At 44.0% G+C, this 22,121-nt stretch carries 21 protein-coding genes; 4 read left to right on the top strand and 17 right to left on the bottom strand.

What is annotated here, in order from left to right; genetic code table 11:
• Nucleotides 1-66 precede the first annotated feature (66 nt).
• The 4 genes from cyoE to CWO08_RS05910 all read right to left on the bottom strand — a co-directional run bounded on the left by cyoE (nt 67) and on the right by CWO08_RS05910 (nt 3,720).
• Nucleotides 67-1,005: a heme o synthase gene (gene cyoE, locus CWO08_RS05895; RefSeq protein WP_108020090.1), complete on the bottom strand. Its 939-nt coding sequence runs from the start codon at nt 1,003-1,005 to the stop codon at nt 67-69.
• Nucleotides 995-2,050: a heme A synthase gene (locus CWO08_RS05900; RefSeq protein ID WP_108020091.1), complete on the bottom strand. Its 1,056-nt coding sequence runs from the start codon at nt 2,048-2,050 to the stop codon at nt 995-997. The genes cyoE and CWO08_RS05900 overlap by 11 nt, the downstream gene beginning before the upstream one ends.
• An 88-nt stretch (nt 2,051-2,138) precedes the next feature.
• A complete protein-coding gene (locus CWO08_RS05905; RefSeq protein WP_102431458.1) occupies nt 2,139-2,747 on the bottom strand; it encodes a hypothetical protein in 609 nt (202 codons plus the stop codon).
• 55 nt (nt 2,748-2,802) lie between these two features.
• Complete coding sequence (locus CWO08_RS05910) at nt 2,803-3,720, bottom strand: SURF1 family protein (protein WP_102431457.1); 918 nt, start codon at nt 3,718-3,720, stop codon at nt 2,803-2,805.
• Between CWO08_RS05910 and CWO08_RS05915 the strand changes: the two genes are divergently transcribed.
• Nucleotides 3,614-3,844, top strand: a complete 231-nt coding sequence (locus tag CWO08_RS05915; protein ID WP_048659084.1) for a DUF2909 family protein — start codon at nt 3,614-3,616, stop codon at nt 3,842-3,844. The two genes, CWO08_RS05910 and CWO08_RS05915, sit on opposite strands and share 107 nt — an antisense overlap.
• A 73-nt stretch (nt 3,845-3,917) precedes the next feature.
• On the opposite strand, the gene CWO08_RS05920 is transcribed toward CWO08_RS05915, so the two are convergent.
• Genes CWO08_RS05920 through coxB form a run of 4 tightly spaced genes read right to left on the bottom strand, consistent with a single transcriptional unit; the run spans nt 3,918 to nt 8,327 of the window.
• On the bottom strand, nt 3,918-4,802 hold the full coding sequence (locus CWO08_RS05920) for a cytochrome c oxidase subunit 3 (protein WP_048659083.1): 885 nt from the start codon (nt 4,800-4,802) through the stop codon (nt 3,918-3,920).
• Between the two features lie 29 nt (nt 4,803-4,831).
• Nucleotides 4,832-5,440 carry a cytochrome c oxidase assembly protein gene (locus CWO08_RS05925; RefSeq protein ID WP_102321409.1) on the bottom strand — a complete coding sequence of 203 codons (609 nt, stop codon included), beginning with the start codon at nt 5,438-5,440 and terminating at the stop codon, nt 4,832-4,834.
• A gap of 11 nt (nt 5,441-5,451) precedes the next feature.
• On the bottom strand, nt 5,452-7,113 hold the full coding sequence (ctaD, locus tag CWO08_RS05930) for a cytochrome c oxidase subunit I (RefSeq protein ID WP_102479028.1): 1,662 nt from the start codon (nt 7,111-7,113) through the stop codon (nt 5,452-5,454).
• On the bottom strand, nt 7,110-8,327 hold the full coding sequence (gene coxB, locus CWO08_RS05935; RefSeq protein WP_108020092.1) for a cytochrome c oxidase subunit II: 1,218 nt from the start codon (nt 8,325-8,327) through the stop codon (nt 7,110-7,112). Before coxB ends, ctaD begins: the two co-directional genes overlap by 4 nt.
• A 485-nt stretch (nt 8,328-8,812) precedes the next feature.
• Here coxB and CWO08_RS05940 point away from each other — a divergent pair, with 485 nt between their 5' ends.
• Nucleotides 8,813-10,519: a phospho-sugar mutase gene (locus CWO08_RS05940; protein WP_108020093.1), complete on the top strand. Its 1,707-nt coding sequence runs from the start codon at nt 8,813-8,815 to the stop codon at nt 10,517-10,519.
• 104 nt (nt 10,520-10,623) lie between these two features.
• Here CWO08_RS05940 and CWO08_RS05945 read toward each other — a convergent pair whose 3' ends face one another.
• From CWO08_RS05945 to yegD, 4 genes are all read right to left on the bottom strand, one after another.
• Nucleotides 10,624-11,256, bottom strand: coding sequence for a LysE family translocator (locus CWO08_RS05945; protein ID WP_107899088.1), 633 nt, complete (start codon nt 11,254-11,256; stop codon nt 10,624-10,626).
• A gap of 150 nt (nt 11,257-11,406) precedes the next feature.
• A complete protein-coding gene (locus CWO08_RS05950) occupies nt 11,407-12,039 on the bottom strand; it encodes a fumarylacetoacetate hydrolase family protein (RefSeq protein ID WP_108020094.1) in 633 nt (210 codons plus the stop codon).
• 345 nt (nt 12,040-12,384) lie between these two features.
• The gene (locus CWO08_RS05955; protein WP_102479721.1) at nt 12,385-13,443 is read right to left on the bottom strand and encodes a porin; all 1,059 of its coding nucleotides are present in this window, start codon (nt 13,441-13,443) and stop codon (nt 12,385-12,387) included.
• A 491-nt stretch (nt 13,444-13,934) separates the two neighbouring features.
• A complete protein-coding gene (gene yegD / locus CWO08_RS05960; protein WP_108020095.1) occupies nt 13,935-15,287 on the bottom strand; it encodes a molecular chaperone in 1,353 nt (450 codons plus the stop codon).
• Nucleotides 15,288-15,445: 158 nt separating this feature from the next.
• Here yegD and CWO08_RS05965 point away from each other — a divergent pair, with 158 nt between their 5' ends.
• Nucleotides 15,446-15,754 (top strand): DUF1289 domain-containing protein, encoded by a 309-nt coding sequence (locus tag CWO08_RS05965; protein WP_108020096.1) that lies wholly within the window; start codon nt 15,446-15,448, stop codon nt 15,752-15,754.
• A 118-nt stretch (nt 15,755-15,872) separates the two neighbouring features.
• Here CWO08_RS05965 and CWO08_RS05970 read toward each other — a convergent pair whose 3' ends face one another.
• Entirely contained in the window at nt 15,873-16,223 is a 351-nt protein-coding gene (locus CWO08_RS05970) for a HopJ type III effector protein (protein WP_048663329.1), read from the bottom strand.
• Nucleotides 16,224-16,418: 195 nt separating this feature from the next.
• On the opposite strand from CWO08_RS05970, the gene CWO08_RS05975 reads away from it, so the two are divergent.
• On the top strand, nt 16,419-17,078 hold the full coding sequence (locus tag CWO08_RS05975; RefSeq protein ID WP_108020097.1) for a PilZ domain-containing protein: 660 nt from the start codon (nt 16,419-16,421) through the stop codon (nt 17,076-17,078).
• Between the two features lie 95 nt (nt 17,079-17,173).
• On the opposite strand, the gene luxQ is transcribed toward CWO08_RS05975, so the two are convergent.
• The 4 genes from luxQ to CWO08_RS05995 all read right to left on the bottom strand — a co-directional run bounded on the left by luxQ (nt 17,174) and on the right by CWO08_RS05995 (nt 22,115).
• On the bottom strand, nt 17,174-19,741 hold the full coding sequence (gene luxQ / locus CWO08_RS05980) for a quorum-sensing autoinducer 2 sensor kinase/phosphatase LuxQ (protein WP_108020098.1): 2,568 nt from the start codon (nt 19,739-19,741) through the stop codon (nt 17,174-17,176).
• Nucleotides 19,741-20,835 (bottom strand): autoinducer 2-binding periplasmic protein LuxP, encoded by a 1,095-nt coding sequence (locus tag CWO08_RS05985; RefSeq protein WP_108020099.1) that lies wholly within the window; start codon nt 20,833-20,835, stop codon nt 19,741-19,743. Before CWO08_RS05985 ends, luxQ begins: the two co-directional genes overlap by 1 nt.
• 308 nt (nt 20,836-21,143) lie before the next feature.
• Nucleotides 21,144-21,458: a GIY-YIG nuclease family protein gene (locus tag CWO08_RS05990; protein ID WP_048659068.1), complete on the bottom strand. Its 315-nt coding sequence runs from the start codon at nt 21,456-21,458 to the stop codon at nt 21,144-21,146.
• Complete coding sequence (locus CWO08_RS05995) at nt 21,459-22,115, bottom strand: YceH family protein (protein WP_019823422.1); 657 nt, start codon at nt 22,113-22,115, stop codon at nt 21,459-21,461.
• Nucleotides 22,116-22,121: the final 6 nt, after the last annotated feature.

A 22,121-nucleotide genomic window follows, 5' to 3' on the forward strand; every position in this document is an offset into this window, starting at 1 on the left:
AACCAAACAAAAACGGATGCCTAGCGCATCCGTTTTCTTGCTCTAAAACACCTGAAAGGTCAGTTATCAAAGTAGATAGTGGTCGGCCAACAGAGCTACGAACAAGATCATGAGGTGATAGATGGAGAACTTAAATGTCTTCATCGCCATATTGGGTTCATCCCGATACTTAAGTACCCATGCGTGATAAACAAAGCCACCGTTTAACACCAAAGAGGCGCTCAAGTATATCCAGCTACTCATACCAACCAACACGGGCAATACGCATACAATGCTAAGCAGCAAGGTATACAGCAGAATTGACGTCTTGGTATAGGCTATACCATGAGTCACAGGCAGCATCGGAATATCTACCTTGGCGTACTCGTCACGACGATGAATCGCAAGTGCCCAAAAGTGAGGAGGCGTCCAGATAAAGATGATCATCACCAGCAACCATGCACTTGAATGCAGCTCATTAGTAACTGCCGTCCAACCCAACAGCGGAGGCATTGCGCCTGCAATCCCTGCAATCACAATATTTTGTGGCGTAGCTCGCTTCAGATACATGGTGTAAATCACTGCGTAACCCAACAAACTTGCAAAGGTTAACCATGCCGTAAGTGGGTTAACCAACACGACTAAAGTCACAAAACCAAGCAAGCCAATGCCCGCAGCAAAACTAAACACTCGTACACTACTGAGCTCACCCGATGGTAAAGGACGTCGATTAGTTCGAGACATCTGTCCATCGATCTTTTTGTCGATCAAATGATTAAATGCGGCCGCTGAACCCGCCATTAGCCCTATCCCAATCATCCCGAACAGAGCTTGCTGCACAGGTAGTCCATTGGGCACCGCTAAGCACATCCCGACTAGTGCGGTCAGCAACATTAACGCCACCACTTTAGGCTTGGTCAGTGTTAAATAGACCTTCCAAACAGCTTTGTTTTTTCCAACCATTTCATTGTTTGAAGCTTCGTCTTGAACCACCACTTGATGCTGTGTTGACGTTCTACTGACCATGATTACCTCCTTGTAATACACTGTTCTTCACCAAGCTCTCACTCGATTTGCGTTGCCACACCACAAAATTGGTTACAACCATGCTGATGAGCAACATTGCTGCGACTAGGTTATGCAAAACCGCAACTGAGATTGGCAGGTGAAACCATACATTACTGATTCCAAGGCTGATTTGCGTAAACAACACTATCGTGACAATCACGCTCAGCTGTTGGTGAGGCGCTTGGCCAGACCTCCATAGCTGATACACAACCATCAACACCGTTAATGTCGCCACAATAGCCCCGAATCGATGCATGACATGTATGGTAAGCCTTGCGGGATATTCCAACACACCAAACTCATAGTTATCATGGCCGTGTTGAGCAAAGTCGAAAGCGTTCTTAAAGTCTAGATAGCTTGTCCAGTTCCCCTCACAAATGGGTAGCTGTGTACACACCAATGCGGCGTAATTTGATGATGTCCATCCACCAAGCAGTATCTGCCCGACCACAATGACTAATCCAAAGAGCGCCCAAACTTTAAGTGTTGGAGAACAAGAAGCCTCACCAAAACGGCTTTGGAATTGAGACAAACGGCAGTAGAGCAGACACAACAGTGACAGTAACGTGAAGCCCCCCATCAAATGCGCCATAACCACAACGGGCATCAACTTGAGAGTCACCGTCCACATTCCAAGTAAAGCCTGAAAGATCACAGTGGCTGAGATAAGTAATGGAAGACCAACTGGTGTGATGTTCTTTTTAATACACCAAGCTACAACGACAAAGATGAGCAGCCCTAATGTTCCTGCAAAGTAGCGATGTATCATCTCTATCCAAGCTTTATCTGCTTCAAGAGCTCGCTCAGGGAATTGCAGATTGGCTTGATTCACCGCTTGGGCATCTGAGGGCACGGTGATCTTTCCGTAACAACCCGGCCAATCAGGACAGCCAAGGCCAGCATCCGACAAACGTGTATAAGCTCCGAGAACAATCACGGTAAGGGTCAATAAGATAGTTAATCTCATCATGTGGATGAGTAAATCAGGGGCTTTATTCTGCATCGTCTATCTCCCTATACTTATTCCCTTTTCGTTAACAACACTCAGCATTAACGCCATCTGCTAAAACTTATCAAGTTAAGCTTATTAACTACCCAACTCGTGACAGCTTGAGTAGCTTTCTTAAATCATGAATCATGCCTTTGGATTGCCCCACTAACTGCGACGGGTCAGAAACGCTTTTATACTCCATAACTAGCTGCCCTAGTGGGTCAATAATGACAATGGAAGCCGGCGCAAACTCGGTACTTAACTGATCGCCACCAGTTAACAAAGACAAACCGGGCTTATCGAGCGAACCCGATAACGAGTTACCTTCTGAAACAAAAACAACGGCAGTCACACGCTCTTTGTTTTTCCCTAACGCCAAGTAGCTTTGATTCAAATAATGGAGTTGTTGTTCGCACAAGCTTTCGCACTCCACCGGCGCGATATAACCCACTAACCACCCCTCTCCAGCCATGGGTACCGTTACACCGAAATCCGCTAGTGTGGTTCTTGGTTCTACCAATTCCCCCGAGTTAGTGACACCTGAGGTGTACCAATTCTGGTCCAACACGGTTTTAGCGATAATGGCAGGTAAGGCGAAGATCAGAATCAGTCCGATTAATACAAGACGACCACGAGATCGACGCTGTTTAAACGCAGCGAGATTGGCCTCGGTACTTTCCTTGTTCATTTGTACTTGAGATTTATTCATCTTTCTTCCTTGTGGCAGACACTGCCTTTAAAGTCACTATTTCAATTTCAAGTGCCTACTTCTGATTCATATGGCTATTTTTCTTCAAATATCGGAACCCAATCAACAACATCAAAAACAAAAGTACCGCAGCCATTACAAACCATTGAAACGAGTAACCAAAGTGCTTCTCAGACTTCATCGCCGTAGGTCGCCACAACATCTCATAAGGCCATGAATCTAAGCTCTGAGGTTGAAAGATAAACGGCAGCACGTCTTGCCCGGTGTACTCTGATAACGCTGCTATGTTTAAGTTTTGGATTCTATTCGGTGTCGTATTTTCCAAACCCAACTCATGACTTAAAGGATTAACTGAACGTGTATACAAGCGCCCTGACATGTTGGTTGGTAAAGTGACATGTCCAACTTGTGGAAGCTCTCTTCTGTCATTACTTGCTGCAACGAACCCAAGATCGATCAACAGTTGTTTGCTTCCATCTTGTGTTGGAACCTCGCCCAACATGTAAATTACATACCCTACCGTTCCTTGGTTTATCTGGTTGTCTAACAAAACGACCAAACCACTTGGCGTTTCCAGTTCGACATCAACCTTTAAACCATTTAAAAACGGCTGTTCAGATGAATCTTGCGCTTGTGTGCGCGAGTCCTTCCATTCAGAGATAACAATGTCTAAAGATTGCGGCGATTGCTTCGCTCTCTCTATTAATTGTTGCTCATAACGTAATTTCTCGTTACCTCGCTCTAGTTGCCATAAACCCAACTTGATTAAAGCGCCGACTGAAACCACAGTTAAAACAACCGCTATCCAAAAACCTTTACTGCGGAACTTGTGTTCATCATCAATCAATCGGTTTGGAGTTATCACTATGGCGTCATCTACCTTTGTGTTGTTATTTAAAATTGTATTGGTCGCTTTGCTGTTTTTTATCGCTTTCAATTTGATGAAAGGTCTAATCCAAATCGCCTCAGGCAAACAAAATGGCAAAAGACTGAGTCACTTCTTAGGTCGTCGTGTGGTGCTGTCTGCCATCGTTGTGCTATTGCTGTTACTTGCCCTAGCCTCAGGCACCATTACTCCAAATCCAAGGCCTTACTAAGGCTTTCAAGTTGATTAACGTTTTCAAACATATTTATTCTTCCAAGCATGGCTTAAAGCAGCTCAATATGTCGTTAAAGAACATAGACGAACACAAACAACCCTAACCAAACCACATCAACAAAGTGCCAATACCAACTGCCGGCTTGGAAAGCAAAGTGGTCTTTTGGCGTAAAGTGGTCTTTCGCAACCCTTGCCAGTAATACAATCAAAAAGATCGTCCCTAAGCAGACATGCAAACCATGGAAACCAGTCAATAAGAAGAAAGTGTTGCCGTAGATGCCTGATTGAAGGGTCAGCCCCATCTCTTGATAGGCATGGACGTACTCTTCGACTTGGAAAAACAGGAAGAAACCGGCCAGAACAATGGTTATCTCCAACCAGACGATCAAAGCCATACGCTTATTTTGTTCAAGACTGATATGTGCCATATGCAGCGTCACAGAGGAAAGCAGCAGAATTATGGTGTTCTTTAGAGGGATACCTTGCCAAGGCATAGCTTGTGTCGTTACGCCATCAGGTGTCGTGGTCAGTGGCCACATAGACTGGAACATCGGCCACAAGACTTCATGGGTCATTTCATTGTTGCCCGCACCACCAATCCAAGGAACAGAAATCATACGAGCATAGAAAAGCGCACCAAAGAAAGCGCCGAAGAACATGATTTCAGAAAAGATGAACCAGCTCATGCCTTGCCTAAAGGAGCGAGATATCTGCTCGGAATAAACACCACTCAATGATTCCGTAATTACGTTGCTAAACCAACCCGCAAGCATATACAGAAGAACAGCAAATCCGACTAACAACACCGCTTTGCCGAACACGCCACCAGCAGCATCAGTCCCCATGTTTTGCACGGTTAACCCTGCTCCAACAGCAACAAGAAACAGCGCAACGGCACCGACTAATGGCCAGTGGCTTTGATGTGGAACGAAATAAACTTCCTTTTTAGAACTCATCGCTCAACTCCTTTTGTTGATTCTGGTTCCTAGTTACTCGCGATTACATTAGGCTCGGGACTGCTTGATTCCCCGACCACCTCACTCGTGATATTAAACAGCGTATAAGAGAGCGTCAGCGTGTGTATCGAGTCTGGAATGTCTGGCTCTATGTAAAATATCAAACCCATTTCAGCGCTCTTGAACCCGTCAAGTGGCTGCTGATTAAAGCAAAAGCATTCCATCTTGTTGAAGTAGGTCGCTCCCATTCCTGGAGAAACCGATGGTACGGCTTGGCCAACCAATGAGGCTCCAGATAGGTTTTTGGCAATGTAGTTAGTTTGAACCACCTCACCAGGGTGAACCTCTAGCACACGCTCTTCAGGAACAAACTGCCAGGGCATATCAGGTTTGATGTGCGACATAAACTCCACACGAACAGTACGAGAGTAGTCCGGTTGCATCCCCTGAGGTTGAACAGCAGAAACAGTATTAGTTTTACCGTTGATTCCCAACGCCTCACACATCACATCGTAAAGCGGAACCAAAGCGAAACCGAAGCCAAACATCGCCACGACACTCAATACCAAGTAGCCCGTCAGCTTCTTGGTAGATCGCTTAGGTTGTTTTTTATCTATCTCGCTTTGCTTATCATTCATTGTGCATCCCTCTAATCGATTTTAGGTGGATGAGTAAAGGTGTGATGAGGTGCTGGGCTTGGTACTGTCCACTCAAGTCCTTCAGCTCTATCCCAAGGCTTGCTTGATGCAGGCTCACCGCCTTTTACGCACTTGATGACTAACCATAAGAAAATCAATTGAGACAAACCAAAAGCAAAGCCACCAATCGACACTACTTGGTTAACGTCAGCGAACTGAATAGCGTAGTCTGGAATACGACGTGGCATCCCCGCCAAGCCTAAGAAATGCATCGGGAAGAAAAGGACATTCACTGAGACTACTGACGTCCAGAAATGCCACAGGCTGAGTTTGTGATCGTACATATGCCCGGTCCACTTAGGTAACCAATAATAGGCTGCGGCCATTATCGAGAACACCGCACCGGTAACCAGAACATAGTGGAAGTGAGCCACTACAAAATAGGTGTCATGGTATTGGAAATCAGCAGGAACAATAGCGAGCATCAATCCTGACAAGCCGCCTATCGTGAATAGAACAATAAAGGCGATGGTGAACAGCATTGGTGTTTCGAAGGTCAACGCGCCTCGCCACATGGTTGCTACCCAGTTAAAGACTTTCACTCCCGTCGGAACCGCAATCAACATGGTGCAATACATGAAGAACAGTTCAGCAAAAACCGGCATCCCCGTAGTGAACATATGATGTGCCCACACTAAGAAAGACAAGATCGCGATACTACAGGTCGCATACACCATTGAATGATAACCAAACAAACGCTTACCACTAAAGGCTGGGATGATGGCAGAGACAATACCAAACGACGGTAAGATCATGATGTATACTTCGGGGTGCCCAAAGAACCAGAATATATGTTGGAACATGACGGGGTCACCACCACCAGCCGCATCGAAGAAGCTCGTCCCAAAGTATTTATCGGTCAACACCATGGTCACCGCCCCAGCGAGAACGGGCATTACGGCTATCAGCAAGAAAGCGGTGATTAACCAAGTCCAAACGAACATTGGCAATTTAAACCAAGTCATACCCGGGGCTCTCATGTTCACGATGGTCACAATGACGTTGATCGCCCCCATGATCGAACTGATCCCCATAATATGAACAGAGAAGACAAACAGCGCCGTGCTATCAGGGCCGTAAGTCGTTGACAGCGGCGCGTAGAATGTCCAACCAAAACTCGGGCCACCTCCCTCTGTAAACAGAGAGCCAATTAAGATTAAGAAGGCAAAAGGCAGAATCCAGAAACTGAGGTTGTTCATTCTAGGCAACGCCATATCTGGCGCCCCGATCATCATAGGGATCATCCAGTTAGCGAGTCCCGTGAATGCAGGCATTACCGCACCAAACACCATGATCAAGCCGTGCACTGTGGTCATTTGGTTGAAGAAGTCTGGTTCAACAAGCTGCAAGCCCGGTTGAAATAGCTCAGCGCGGATCACCATTGCCATCGCGCCGCCAGTTAAGAACATCGAAAAGCTGAACCACAGGTATAATGTGCCTATGTCTTTATGATTGGTTGAATACAGCCAACGTGCCCACCCTTTTGGAGCGGCGTGAGAATCGTGATCATCCAGAGACAAGTCATTGCTGTCCAATGTGCCTTCCACAGAATGGCTTAAGGCCTGATCTTCTGCAGGCGCCGATTTCACCGGCTTATTGATTGGTGAACTCATAGCTGCTCCTTAGCATCACTTTGTGCTTCATCCGTTGAGCCCTGTTCGTCAGGTGCTTGGGCTCCGCCTTCTTGTTTAACCTTGTAAGCGTTAATATCTGAAGCCTGAACAATATCGCCCGTGTCATTACCCCATGCATTTCTTTGATAAGTGACTACCGCTGCGATCTCTTTCTCAGTTAGCTGATTATCGAAGGCTTGCATTGCCGTGCCTCCACGACCATAAACAATGGTGTCGATATGCACATCGACATCTCCTAGAGCAACTGGGCTACCTTTAATAGCGGGGAATGCACCAGGAATACCCTCACCGTTCGCTTGGTGGCAGACCGCGCATCGAGTTTTGTAAACCTCTTCACCGATGGTATTCAGCTCTTCCAAAGAAAGTGACGCGTCTAATGCATCTTGAGCCGCCTGTTGTGCGGCTATCGCCAATTCTTTCTGTTCCGCCAGCCATGCATCAAACTCGTCTTCTTCCATGGCATGCACCACTATCGGCATAAAGCCATGTGCTCGGCCACACAGTTCAGCACACTGGCCACGATATACACCGGGTTCATCTATTTTTGTCCACGCTTCGTTAATGAACCCCGGGATAGTGTCTTTCTTAACGGCAAAGGCAGGAACCCACCACGAGTGAATCACATCGTCAGAGGTCATCAAGAAGCGAACTTTTCTATCAATAGGAAGAACTAATGGCTTATCAACCTCTAGCAGGTAATGAGCCCCTTTCACTTCAATGCCTTCGATTTCTTTGTCACTGGTCGCCAGTAGACTGAAGAACTCAACATCTTCACCAAAATAGCTGTAATGCCATTTCCATTGTGAGCCAGTAATTTTAACGGTGAGTTCAGATTGAGAGGTGTCTTCCATCGCAATCAAGGTTTTGGTCGCGGGTATCGCCATAGCAATAAGAATAATAATTGGAATGATGGTCCAGAGGATTTCAACTTTGGTGCTTTCGTGAAAGTGAGCCGCCACCGCTCCCTTCGACTTTCTGTGCCTCAGAATCGAATAGAACATCACACCAAAAACGACGAAGGCGATTGCACAGCAGATGTAGAAGATAAGCATATGAAGTTCATAAACCTCACCACTGATCTCAGTCACGCCTCTTGTCATGTTGTATTCACTACTTGCATGCACTAAAGGCGACACTAAAACCACAACAAAACTCTTCAAAAGCCACGCTAGCCTAACCAGTAATCTTTTCAAAAGATCTCTCCTTATCCTTCCTAATTGGATACTTGCGACCTAAATGTCGTTACGAGCTATGTTTCATTACGAACTACATGTCATTACGAGCCAGGCAACATTCATTGTTATCCCGACTACACATGAAAAGGCTGAATCTCAATCTACAACTCACATGGAGACAGCTTTAAGGCACTATCAACCTCATATCTCCCCATGAGCCAATACGGCTCAGAAACGTTGGAGGTTTCCATGAAAGATTCAAAAACGGCGAATTTGTTAAATTTTGTTATATTTATGTAAAAGGCTAGTTAGTGATATCCAATAGTTCAAGGTAAGTTTACTTACTAAACAGTCAATTATTTGAAGTGACTAAGCTACATGCCCTCTTGACGTTGGAATTTATTTTATATCGAGTTTTACGATTGCTTTCATAGAAATGATAATCAATATCACTTAAGTTAAATCAACAGTAAGTCATACAGACATTAAAAGGTTTAGTGATTATGCAAGATGCAATGAATTGGTTAGCGAGAGACCCAGACCCAAGAACTCGTGAAGAGCTTCAACACCTCATCGATGAAGGAATGCATGACGAACTTGAAGACCGCTTTACTCAACGATTAGAGTTCGGAACAGCAGGTCTTCGAGGCAAAGTTGGATGTGGTCCAAATAGAATGAATCGCTTAGTGATACAAGAAACCGCGACAGGGCTTGGTCACTATTTAATAGAGCACGTTGCAAATGCCAAGATTCGTGGTGTGGTTGTGGGCTATGACGGCCGTTTAGATTCAAAGCAGTTCGCTGTTGATACTGCCTCCGTACTCACGGCTTTAGGCATTAAGGTTTACTTAACCTCGAATGTCGCTGCAACCCCTATCGTTGCTTTTGGTATTGAGCATTTCAACGCCGCAGCGGCTGTTGTGGTGACGGCCAGCCATAACCCGCCAGAATACAATGGCTTCAAAGTATACTGGGAGAATGGCGCGCAAATCATTCCTCCGCATGATGCTGGCATTGCCGCTGAAATCGATATCGCATCAACCAAGCCTATCCCTTTGATGAGCCTTAATGATGCTGAAACACAAGGTAAGTTGGTATGGTTAACTGAAGGTTATTATCAGACCTACCGAGCTGCGATCAATCAGAGCCCATACGTGAGTAAAGATATTGAATCGGCGAACACCACCATCACCTACACTGCAATGCATGGTGTGGGCGCGCAAATGGCTGAGGATCTTCTTCATGATTCTGGTTTCCATAAGGTGTTCAGCGTCGCCGAGCAAAGAGAGCCCGATGGTAACTTCCCGACCGTGAACTTCCCGAATCCGGAAGAAAAAGGCGCGATGGATCTGGTGGTTAACTTAGCAAAAAGTGTCGATGCCGACATTGCTTGTGCCAATGACCCAGATGCAGACCGATTCGCCGTTGCAGTCAGAACTGAAGATACTTCCTATAAAATGCTCACGGGTGACCAAGTGGGGGTGTTGTTCGCGCACTACTTGTTGTCAAAGCCACACACCAAAAACCAATTAGTTGGTAATAGCATCGTCTCATCCACCCTGCTAGAGAAAGTGGCTAAATCCCATGGTGCGACTTATTTCCAAACGCTGACAGGCTTTAAATGGTTGGCGAATATTGGGATGCAATTAGAAGATGATCAGAACGAGTTCTTATTCGCCTATGAAGAAGCGTTAGGCTACACAATTGGTACTCAGGTTCGAGATAAGGATGGACTATCGGCTATCGTCGTGTTTGCTCAATTGGTTGAAGAGTTAAAATCTCAAGGTCGAACGATTTGGGATCTTCTCGCTCAAATTTCATTTGAACATGGGGTTCACACCAACGCACAACGAAGTATTGCCCTAGACCCAGACTCACCATCAATTGGTTCTAAGCTCCGCTCGGCACAGCCTAAAGCAATCAACGGTGTCGCTATCTCTGTGATTGAAGATCTGCAGTCTTCTCTGCGCTTTATTACTGGTGGTGCAACAGAGGCGATAAACCTCCCTGCGAGCGACGTACTCATCTATCATCTCGAAGATGGTTCCCGCATTATCGTCCGCCCTTCAGGAACCGAGCCTAAAGTTAAGGTTTACTATGAGACGGTGACAAAGTTCGAAGGGACAGAAACCTACGAAGAAACTCGTCTACGCGGTGAAGAATACATGGACAAACTCATCGAGCAACACCAGCAAGAACTGAATTCTTAACGATTGGTATCGTTCAACATATAACGATTAAAAACAAAATGGACGCTCGAAGCGTCCATTTTGTCTCAGCGGCTAACCGCAAAAAGATGTCTGGTTTGATTCGTCTACGAAGTAAAGAAAGAAGACAACATCCAGATAGCCAACACGATGAAGACTCCGCCCATCACTTTCTGTTGATAGGTGCGGAACTTAGCATTTTCTACCAGTGACTTACCGATAGTACCTACCAATGCCACCAGCAAGAAATTGAAAGTTAAACCTAAGACATTCAGTAGCAGACCAAGCACTAACATTTGCTCGCCCGAAGTCGCTTCAATATTCGTCGATACAAACTGAGGCAAGAACATCACAAAGAATACCAAGGCTTTAGGGTTAAGCAGATTACTGATTAGCGCTCTTTGATAATAAGCTTTCGCAGCAAAATTATCCGTTAACTCAGGCGCATTACCCTGTTCTGTTCGCAGGCAGTCCCATCCCATCTTCAACAGGTACGCGCCACCTAACAAATGTAGAGCTTTCAACGCAATAGGACTCATCGCAATCAATGTTGAAACACCCATTGCTGCCAATACTGTCAGGATAATTCCGGAAGTCGCGTTACCCAAACTTGCAAACACACCAACCTTGCGGCCATAGCTCATACTTGAGCTCGCGATGAGTAACATATCAGGACCAGGCAAAAGGAGAAGTGCGACAACGGCAGTCAGGTAAACAGGTAGAATGGCTAAGTCGATCATGGGTTTCAGTATTGATAAAAACGGAGGCGGATTTTATATCAATTACCAACACCCTTCCAGATGCAATTAGTTGTAAGATGGTAAATCGTACGAATTAAAAACCAACTTAAACCATTCAAACCAACTTATTAACTAAACATAGAGTATTAATTAACTCGCTACCCACTCGATCTCAATCAATGTCGTATCGCCACACTTTAGGCGACCAAGGAAGATATCGCCTTTGTGTACAGCACCAACACCTTTTGGAGTACCCGTCATCACAACATCACCGTCTAGCAAGGTGGTATAAGAAGACAGCTCTTCTAGGATAGTTTGTGGGGAGTAAAGCATCTGCTCAACATGTCCTTTCTGAACACGAACACAGTTAATAAACAGCTCTAGATTCAGGTCTTCAAGGTCTAAGTTATCAGTTGGAACAAAGCGACTAAACACGGCAGAGCCATCAAACGCCTTGGCGCGCTCCCAAGGTAAGCCTTTTGCTTTCAAGCTACTTTGCAACTCGCGCTTAGTCAGGTCTAACCCTAAACCTACCGCTGAGTATTGACCGTTTTCAACGATGAAACAGATTTCGGCTTCGTAGTGCAGTGCTTCTTGATGAAAAGAAGACAGAGATGACGTAACACTGGTACTCGGTTTATTGAAAACCACCATAGCATCAGGGATTGCATTGTTAAGTTCTTCAATGTGATCGACATAGTTACGCCCAACACACAGCACCTTGGTTGGTGTTGCGGTTCGTTTCGAATTCATCAATTGTTCCTGATCTACAACGCTGCTCATAGTTTGTCCCTGAACTATTTTTGGAACGCAGAGTTTACCGCATCATAAAGAGAGAATCTTCGACAAGATGGTTACCAATATCTAAATTCTGATCTTTAGCTCAATTAAATGATTTAAATACTTTTATCCGAAGATCGCGACATATAAGAACTGATAACAAGAGCCATAGCTACGTAGATAAAATGAATGGCTCGGTAACATGAAGGAAAAGCTCAAACAGGTGCGTATAGAACGAAAGAAGCCCTCTCAAACCCAAAAGGCTTGAGAGGGCTTAGCATGGTGTCTAGGACAGTATCCTAAAAGGTAAACTTAAGGAGTAAACACTATGCTAAATAAGTCTGCGACTTATAGGTAGTAACGAGCACCAAGTAGCCACTGGTCGTCAGCATCTTTCTTGTAAAGGCCTGAACCTTGAAGATCAAACTGGTAACCTGCAAAACCTACGAACTGAGATGTGAAGTTGTATTCAGCTTGTAGAGCAGTCGTGCTGTATACAGTTTCGCTGTTCTTGTCGTCTTCTACCGCTTCGTAGTTAACGCTTAGGTTAAGGCTGTTAGATAGAGCGTAAGAAGCTAGTAATTCAATTGCTACAGACTCTTCTAGTACACCAGTGAAGCTACCTACAGTCGCAGAGTTCATGTAGTTGTTCATTGCGTATACACCTGCAAGGTATAGACCTTCCGCGCCGTATGAACCGTAAGTTGCACTTAATACGTGAGAATCAGCAGTTTTTGAGCCAACAAAACCTGCGTAATCAACGTCACCTGTGTTGTAAGCGTAGTTTGCAGTGAAGTCAGCAATAGCGTAGTTCAAAGCGATCTGACCACGGTTTCCGTAATCGTTGCCATTGTCTTTATCTGCCTTACGGCCTTGCCATGCAACAGCTGCACTTAGAGAGCCTGCGTTTCCGAAGTCTAGTGCATTAGCGTAGCTCACCATCTCTTCACCACGGCCAGTACCTAGATTACCGTGATCATCGTAAATAAAGTCGTTTGCGAAAGCGATTGGCATATCAGCAACGCCAGCAACGTTGTAGTAAGGTGCCCATTGAGTACCTACTGCTGCACGACCTAGGTCATCATGAGTTAGACCAACGTAACCTAAACGAGTTGTAAATGCTTCATCACCGCCGTCAAGCATGTTTAGCGCCCATTCACCTTTAGCATCAGCAGTAAAGCCGTTACCTAGTTCATGAGTAGCGTTGAAGTTAATACGTGGAGAAACAGACTCTACACCGATATCATCTTCGTTGATACGGTCACCACTGTTTACGTCACCAACTGCAACTGAAACGTGGCCGCCAACTGAGAATGTTGTGCCGTCTTCGTTGTAAAGTTCTACTGCAACTGCCTGTGTACCAAATACTGCACCAGAAATTGCTAGCGCTAAAAGTTTCTTATTCATTGTCATATCCATTTGTAACTGGGTGAGTTTTTCACTAACAACCTCGTGCTTACGGAGAAGTTGTTACCTGCATTTAACAAGTAGGAAAACACTAATATACGAATGACAAAAAAGTTGCATTAAAATATATAAAATAAAACAAATCACACTATAAAAAACAAAAAATCAATATTAAACAATAAGATAGAACACAAATCTGTCGTGACCTTTTTTATATTTTGAGACTGATAGCTCATCAATTTTTGATTTTTCAATCGCAAAAGTAGCATTAAAATTCAAAGCAACATATTACTCATTAGGCCATTGAGTGACATATCTTTAACCTTGAAACATTTTGTAACACACAGAACTCAGCTGAAATATTTTTCTTTGTGAAACAATTCCCAATTTGAGCTAGGAAAAATCACTCAATTGAAAGTTCACTAAAAAAAATACAAAAAAAGGGCAACCAATCAGCGACCGGTTGCCCTTAATAACACATCATTAAACTCTTATTTGAAGCAAACTTCAGCCCAGCGAGCTAAACCTGCAGTTACCGAACCGAAATAGTTGCCACTCACAATAGGTACGTTAGGCACAGCTTGTTGTACAGCTTCACGAAGTATCGGTGAACGAGCTGAACCACCCGTCATGTAGATTACGTCTGGCTGTTTCTGACCTTGTTGAATCGCTTCTTTAACCAACTCAATCATCTTAGACTTTGGTGTTTCAATCGCTTCAACCATCTGTTCGATTGAGATGTCCACCTCGACCAATTCAGAGGCAACATTAATCGCAGCACGATATTGAGAGGATTCTGCCAGCGCGATCTTAGCTTCTTCCGCTCTGCGCACAATGCCGTAACCTAAAGTATCATGATAAACCTTCATCAAACGTTCTAGCTTTTGAGGCTCTGACGCTTCTTTACGAAGTAATTTCAATGCTGCTAGGTTTTCTCTTGAATAGAAATTCTTTTGAGCTTCAACATTATTAATCGCAATTGGATTCCAGAATTGAGTCAGTGGCATATCGATACCCGAAATGCCTTTGCTGCCCATACCAAAAGGTGACATCAGTTGTTTGAACGCAAGATAGATATCGAGGTCATTGCCCCCTACCCTTTGTCCACTGTGTGCGAGCAAACTCTGGGTACGATCCGCTTTACCAGACCAAGTTGGTCCCATTTCTAACAATGAACAATCGGTGGTACCACCGCCAATATCCACAACCAATACCGTTTGGTTTTCAGTTAAGGTGCTTTCGTAATCAAGACCTGCAGCTACTGGCTCAAATTGAAAAGCGATATCAAAGAAACCGGCACGCTTAGCTGCGCGAGACAGTATATCTTCAGCTTGTCTGTTCGCCTCTTCTCCACCTCGACCATGAAAGTTAATTGGTCGGCCGATGACGGCTTGTTTGATCTGCTCTTGAGTCGTAAGCTCAGCTTGGTGTTTAATATTTGCCATCATGGCGCACACTAAATCTTCGAAAAAGCTCACCTGAACATCATGCAGTCCACTCGCACCAAGGAAAGACTTAGGGGACTTAACATAATAAACGTCACGAGGGTCTTCTAAATAGAGATCCAACGCAGCCTGACCAAATGCCATATCTTCCGGTACTAGGTCGATACTCTCTTCTCGGTTCAATGCAATCGCACGTCGTAACACTTGCTCACCAACCGCATCACTTGGCTTGATGTTTAAATGGCGAAATAGATGCTCAGAAACACTCTCGCGAGTAGGAGCAAACACAGTTGAGGGAATATAGTGGTTGTCACCTTCTAGTGGTAACAGGCTAGGTTCTCCATTAACCATCGCCGCGACAGAACAGTTCGCTGTTCCATAATCAAATCCAATAAACATAATATCCCCCACGCAACAAAAGGGGCGAGATGCTACATGAAAAGCCTTGAAATTACGAGGTCATTTACTTCTTTCGCTTGGTCATTTTTATTTTTCTGACTCTTAATAGCCAAACAAATATGCTACATTTCAGCCCAAATGAATCACAGGTTAGATAAATGAAAACACCTTGCCGAGCGGCTTGTAAAAATAATGGCGGAATGTGTAGCGGCTGCTTTCGCACAATGGAAGAAATTATAGGTTGGAAAGGCTTATCTGAAAGCGAAAGGGATTCTGTTATGGATAATGTCAGTGGCGCGAGTTCAACTCACCAATGTCCCCAATGTAATGAACCCGCTCAATGCGATATCAGCGCTGGTAAAGACACGTGTTGGTGTTTTGAATTAGAGAGGCGCGATACAAGCGGTATTCCAAAGGCTGGAGTTTGTATGTGCCGTAAGTGCTTGTCTGCCCTGCCTGTTCAGTAGTTTATAACCTATTCAGCAAGTTACGAGCAGGTTCAACATATACAAAAAAGCGAGAGATTGCTTTCTCGCTTCAAAATACTGAGATTAAATTTCGACCTAATCGTTACCTGGTTAGTGTCTACTTCGCTTTTTCAAGAAGCGCAGGCTGAGAAAACTGGATACCATTCCAGCCATAAACCATGAAGTTGCGAATATTTTGATGGTCGGTATTCTCTGGAAAACCTAACACGTCGTTACGATAAAATTGACCAAAACAAGCCAATGTTTGCTCTGCTGATAGGCCTTGCTCTAAACCAAAAGCAAAAATCTTACACGAACCGTTATTCTGACCGGCTGCATTCACAACATCACCGTTGCGAAATTCACACTCTGAAAAGTCATAGCGTGCTTCTATCACTTGCATCGTATCTTCAAATTGCACGCTTTCCGGGGTTTCAGCTAACGTGCTTAATAAGGTTTCCAGTTCCATTTACTATTTCTCCATCAAGTAAGTAATGTACAGCAGTGTATCTTTTTTTTCGACAAGAGTAAGCCGTTGTTTACTTAGGATAGCTAGTCATTTTTTTTGTTGTACACGGCTAATTACCTTAATGAAACTAATGACATAGTTTTATCAGGACGTTATATTATTTTATCAGATGGTTAACATTGTTCAGTAACGAATATGCATAAAGATAAAAACTTAGAACTGTTCAGATACCTAAAACCAGGTACAAAAACAGCAGGTGTATTGGAATTTGGCCCAGACGATTCAATCCAGATCAGTACGCTCTATATCGGACACAAACAAGATCAGTACCTTATCCTTGAACTGTCACAAAAAGCGACCGAAGCACTGACACTCAGAAAGCTCATCAATGTCGATATTATAGTTCGCGCCATTACCGATACTGAGCTTGGTCACATCGTCGCATTTAAGACCAATGTATTGGCTCATATCACCTCACCCGCGCATCTTATCTTCCTGCGCCCACCTTCAAGCTTTGCCACTAAACCAATCCGAGAACACGAAAGATACAAGGTACGCCTCAACTGTGAAGTGACCTTTGACACCTTGTCATTGGATTCGACTCTGGTTGATTTTTCAGTGTCAGGTTGCGGGATCTATCTTACGCAGCAATCAGATATCGACGTAGGCTGGAAAATAAAGGTCAACTCTATCTTGAATGAACACTTAGATAGCGACTTGGTTTACAAAGTAGTGAGTAAGAAAAGACAGGGACAGGGTTGGCTATTAGGCATCCAATTCCCCGAGCACTTAGATATGAGTGATGAGCTAAAAACGCTGCTTTTAGAGCAAGCTTTTGTAGCAGGCTCTATTTAGGCTTTAAATTTCTGCTTCGAAACACTACATCGCTAAAGCACGACTTCAGTAAACCGCAGCTTCAGTAAACCAATGTTTCTGCGAGCAACTGTTTACTAAGCCTCATTCCAATATGAGTTTTTGAAGTGCACAAAGGCCTGATGTAGTGATTGTTCTTTAATGGGTTTTACAATCACGTAATTCGCCCCAGCGGCCATAAAACTGTCTCTTGTTGACTCTTGAGCATCTGCGGTACATGCATAAATTGGGGCTGACACACCCATCTCTTCTCTGAGTTGCTGAGTGGTTTCAACACCACCGAGATTAGGAAGCTGGTTATCCATCAAGATCAGGTCATAACTTATCATCTTAGCCATCTCTATTGCTTCTAAGCCATCTTTTGCCCAAGTAACGACCATGCCATATTTTTTACAAAAAGCCTGCGCAATAAACGCGTTGGTGTGATTGTCTTCCACCAACAACACATCCAAAGGTCGACTAAACAATGCCTGCGGTTCAACTTCTGCTTGTTGCTTAGCCTCAGCCAATAGCGGTTTGGCGAGCACGATCACAGGGATTTCTATAATGAACTCCGAGCCTTGATCTATCTCACTGCGAACTTGAATGTCCCCATCCAACATATCGACCAAATTTTTTACAATCGTTAAGCCTAACCCTGTTCCACCATACTCACGTGTCGTAGTCTCTTCTGCTTGAACAAACGGTTCAAACACAGCATCAATCTTACTTTCATCAATACCAATACCGGTATCTTTCACTCGAACGATCAAACTGGCGTGCTCTGAGTTAAAGATACTTTCAAGTTCAAAGCTAACAGAAATACCGCCTTGATGAGTAAATTTAAGAGCGTTACTCACGAGGTTAAACATGATCTGATTAAGCCGCACTTGGTCGGTGTTGATTTCAATATCATCAGCCAAGTGGTTCACAATAGTAAACGCGACCGATTTATCCTCGCAAAGCGGGTGATAGATACTTTCTAAGGTATTAACTAACTCCCCTAAGCGGAAATCTTTCTTTTGAATATTGAACTGCCCTTGCTCAATCTTTGAAAAATCCAAGATATCGTTAAGTACCGCTAGTAAATGTTCCGCACTATTACACAGTACATCCACCTGATCGCAGTTGTCTTCACTGTGCATAGAGCGTTTCAGCAACTGCGACACACCAAGAATACCATTAAGTGGGGTGCGAATTTCATGACTCATCTTAGCTAAGAAGTCTGCACGTACATTGGCAAGATGCTCTGCTTCTTCTCTTGCTCGATCAGCTTGTCGTTCAGCTTCGATGAGCTTAGTAATATCTTGCCCTTGCACCACCACCCCCGTGATGCCGTGTTCCACGCGAATAGCAGACATGTTCCAACGAAACACCTTTTCACCAATGGGTACATTAATACCCGTCAGTTTAGAACCCTGAACCACCATTTGAATATTAGGCAGCATACGATGCTCAAACTCTTGAGCTATTGGACCATAGTTGTCATCGGCGTCAAACAGAGCCATTCGAGCGGCGGGGTTCATCTGAATCAAATCGCCTTTTTCAGACCAAACTAAGATAGGCGAATGAGCAAAGTTAAAGAGATCTTGGAATTTTTGATTCTGTTCAGATAAGCGCTCAAAGGTGTCTTCAAGAGTACAACCAATATGATGAAATTCGAAAATGTTAGAGCCATCGAACTTGTTGTACTCTTCGCTAGCACTTGCCGAACGAGTAAAGTCCATTAGCTTATCAAGCTCGGCTGAGACTCTCTTTTGAATCCAAGTTCGAGCAAAAAAAGACATCAATATGATCACCACAATCACCACGATGATCGCACGCTGATAATTCTCTTCTAACGCAATGAAATTATTATTTTTTTGAACAGCTCGAATGATTAAAGGAGTTTCAACAGCATTGATCTTAATGGTTGCGATGGTGACAAAATGACGAGGCAACTGTTCGTATATGTGATAATTGAGTATGTCTGTAATGGTATAGCTTTCATCACCACTGAATGTCGATGTAACAGGTGTTCCGTGCGCTTCAATCACGATATTTTCGCTATTACTGCCCTGTTGGATTGACTCAGCCAAAGAGAAGTTGTTATCAAGCACAATGGCGATATAGAGCTGACCAAGGACTTCCCCAGTAGCGTTATCAACAATAGGGGTACGGCGAGCCAACAAGTGACGCTTACCTATATTTGTCCTCAGTTTAATAAAATGCCAATTACTGCTAAACGAAACCTCATCAGAAATATGCTTTAAGCTGGACTCATCTAAACCATAAAATTGACTGTTACCATCTTCCCAAGCCAAACCATCATGGGTAGCCACAAAGCGTAAATCTGGCGCATGATCAGGCTCACGTTGGTCAACACCAAAGAAAAAGTAGCTCAGCACCTCTTCATCACTCGTATCAAAATACTCTCTGAGAGTGTCACTGTGTGAACTACTGTCTTGGTGGATTTGCAGCACCGACAAACGATAATCAAACATGTTTTGGATCAGGCTTGAGGTTTGCTGAACCGTTCGATTCGTCTCTTGCTTTACGATGTTACTGCTGGTTTCATAATTATGAATAAGCACGCCAAGTGCCATCACGCCTATCACTAAAATAACGATACGCGTAATGAGTCTAGCTAAAGTGTTCCTAGGTGTACTGGCGTAGCTTTTCTTCATTATTGACCTGAGTACCTAAATGCTCGCTGTTTAAGTTCTAAAATACGTTCTGGGGAATCTTCCTTGGTCACAATTTCAAATTCACCAGAGTAAACGGTAGGCACTTCCAAACCGACTAGATCCCATTTGATCGCCTCTGCCATCGCAATGCCCGTATCGTCGTTCATACGCATGATAGTTACATCTAGGTCGCCCCTCGCAATGGCTTCAAGTTCAGCAGAGCCACCTCCCCAACCATTCACTAAGATGTCTCGACCAGATTCGCGAATAGCTTCCGCTGCACCTAGGGCAACATCCGTTGAGCATGCATAGATAAAGTCTAGATCCTTATCGTTCTCTATGCTGATTTTAGCCGCTTGGTAGCCACTGTCTTTGTTTGATTTGGTGTAAAACGAAGACTTAAGGGTAAAGTTAGTATCAGTATTCACTTCATGGATAAAAGTATCTCCACGCGCATCACTGATATAGCCTTGTGAGTAATACAAAACAGAATACTTACTGTCTGGTGGGCTTACTTGTTTAAAATAGTCCGCCAGTTTTAAGCTGCCTGTAGCATGGTCAAAGCCCACATACATAAATGGCTGTCTATCCGCCCAAGCTCGCACTGGCGTCGTAATATTTTGCAGAATCAACTTAGTATCTGTGGAGGTCAACACGTGCTCAATAAACTTGCGGTGGCGCGTGGTATCTAGCGTGAAAATCAAATAGTCCGTTTTGTTTTCAATCGCTTCTTGCAATGAAATGCTCTGCTGTGCGAGATCAGCATTAATACGGGTAAATACTTGATTTATTTGGTAGCGAATCTTCAGCCTATCGAGACGCTTCTCAAAAGCTTGAATATTACGAACCCAGTAATCCGAGATCTGTTGACCCGGATACACCACAGAAATCGTAATTGGCTCGTCTTGAATTCTTCTCAGTGGCACAGGGTGATTTTGTACAGCCTCGACCATTTTATCGGTCAATGCTTTTTGTTCTGGAAAATTGGAAAGATAATCTTGGTATTCCCAATATCCATTGAGGACATGAGTACCGTGGGAGAGAGCGGACGCAGAAAATACGGCAAGTCCAAACAACATAAGTAAACGTTTCATATTTTTCTCGTTTTATATGAGCTACTTTGGCTCATTTTTTAACCTAGCATGACACCATCTCTTTGTATGGCTAATGGATATTATGTAGGACAACGATGATAAATGATAGCGTCTAACACTAATTAGAACGACATTCTAAATGAGCAATATGTTAATTTTGAATAGAGATTAAGAGCAACGAGTTGAATCATGATTTCAGACCATTAACAGTAAGAACAATTAACCTTTAAATTCATGCATTTAAATATAATTATTGTAGGCTTTTACATTATTAACATTTTATCAGTAATAAATATTTTGGCTATGAATTATGAGACTTCGATATATTGAATTTTGTCTTGTTGCCACTCAATAATCAGTTTGAGTGATACCAGTTTTTCTTTGCGGGATTTGGGCAATTGCTTGATCGCGTATTCGGTTTTCAACGCCTCACTTTTTGAGCCAACATCAAAACTCCAAACCAGCTTAAGTGGGCCTTTACCTTTTAAAGCTTTGGCGCCTTTACCGGTTTGATGTTGTTCAAATCGACGTTCAAGATTGTTCGTCACGCCACAATAAAGGGCATTGTGACGATTGCGGATCAAGTACACGACCCAATCCGCATTTTTATCAGCGCCTGACATTTAAAGCAGCGATTCAACCAGAGCCTTAAGCTCTGCCACTTCTGCTCGTAGGCTTGCTACTTCAGACTCAAGCTCTTCAAACTTTTCACTCGTCGCAGAGGGTGCAGCCGCGCTTACTGATGCCGTCGCAAACGCTTCAACATCCACTTCACCGCTCAATAAGTGCTGGTAGCGTGATTCACGTTTACCCGCTTCGCGTGGTAGCTTGACCACTAGCGCACCAGCTTCTCTTGCAGCAAGCTTATCTAATGTTGCTTCGACTTCTTTCACATCACTAAAGTTTGCAAGGCGCCCTGTTCGAGTACGGAGTTCACCGGGCGTTTGTGCGCCGCGAAGCAGCATGCAACAGATGATTGCACGCTCTTGCTCTGTAAATTGCAGATCACCGAACTCAGTGTTACAGAAACGGTGCTGATACTTATTAACACGGCTGTTGAAGCTACTTTCATCGCTCACCATACGACGTCCGATCAAACCATCAACCGCATCTAAAACGTCTGACTCAGAAAGAGAGAGAACAGGTTCACGGTTACTCTTTTGATTACATGCCGTGGTTAAGCTGTTCAGTGTCAGTGGGTAATGATCGGGAGTAGTGACTTCTTTCTCGATCAAGCAACCGATAATTCTCGCTTCAATTGGGGAAAGTACTGTGTTCATCGTTTT

The organism is Vibrio sp. 10N.286.48.B8 (genome assembly GCF_003050085.1).
Classification (GTDB): Bacteria; Pseudomonadota; Gammaproteobacteria; order Enterobacterales; family Vibrionaceae; genus Vibrio; species Vibrio crassostreae.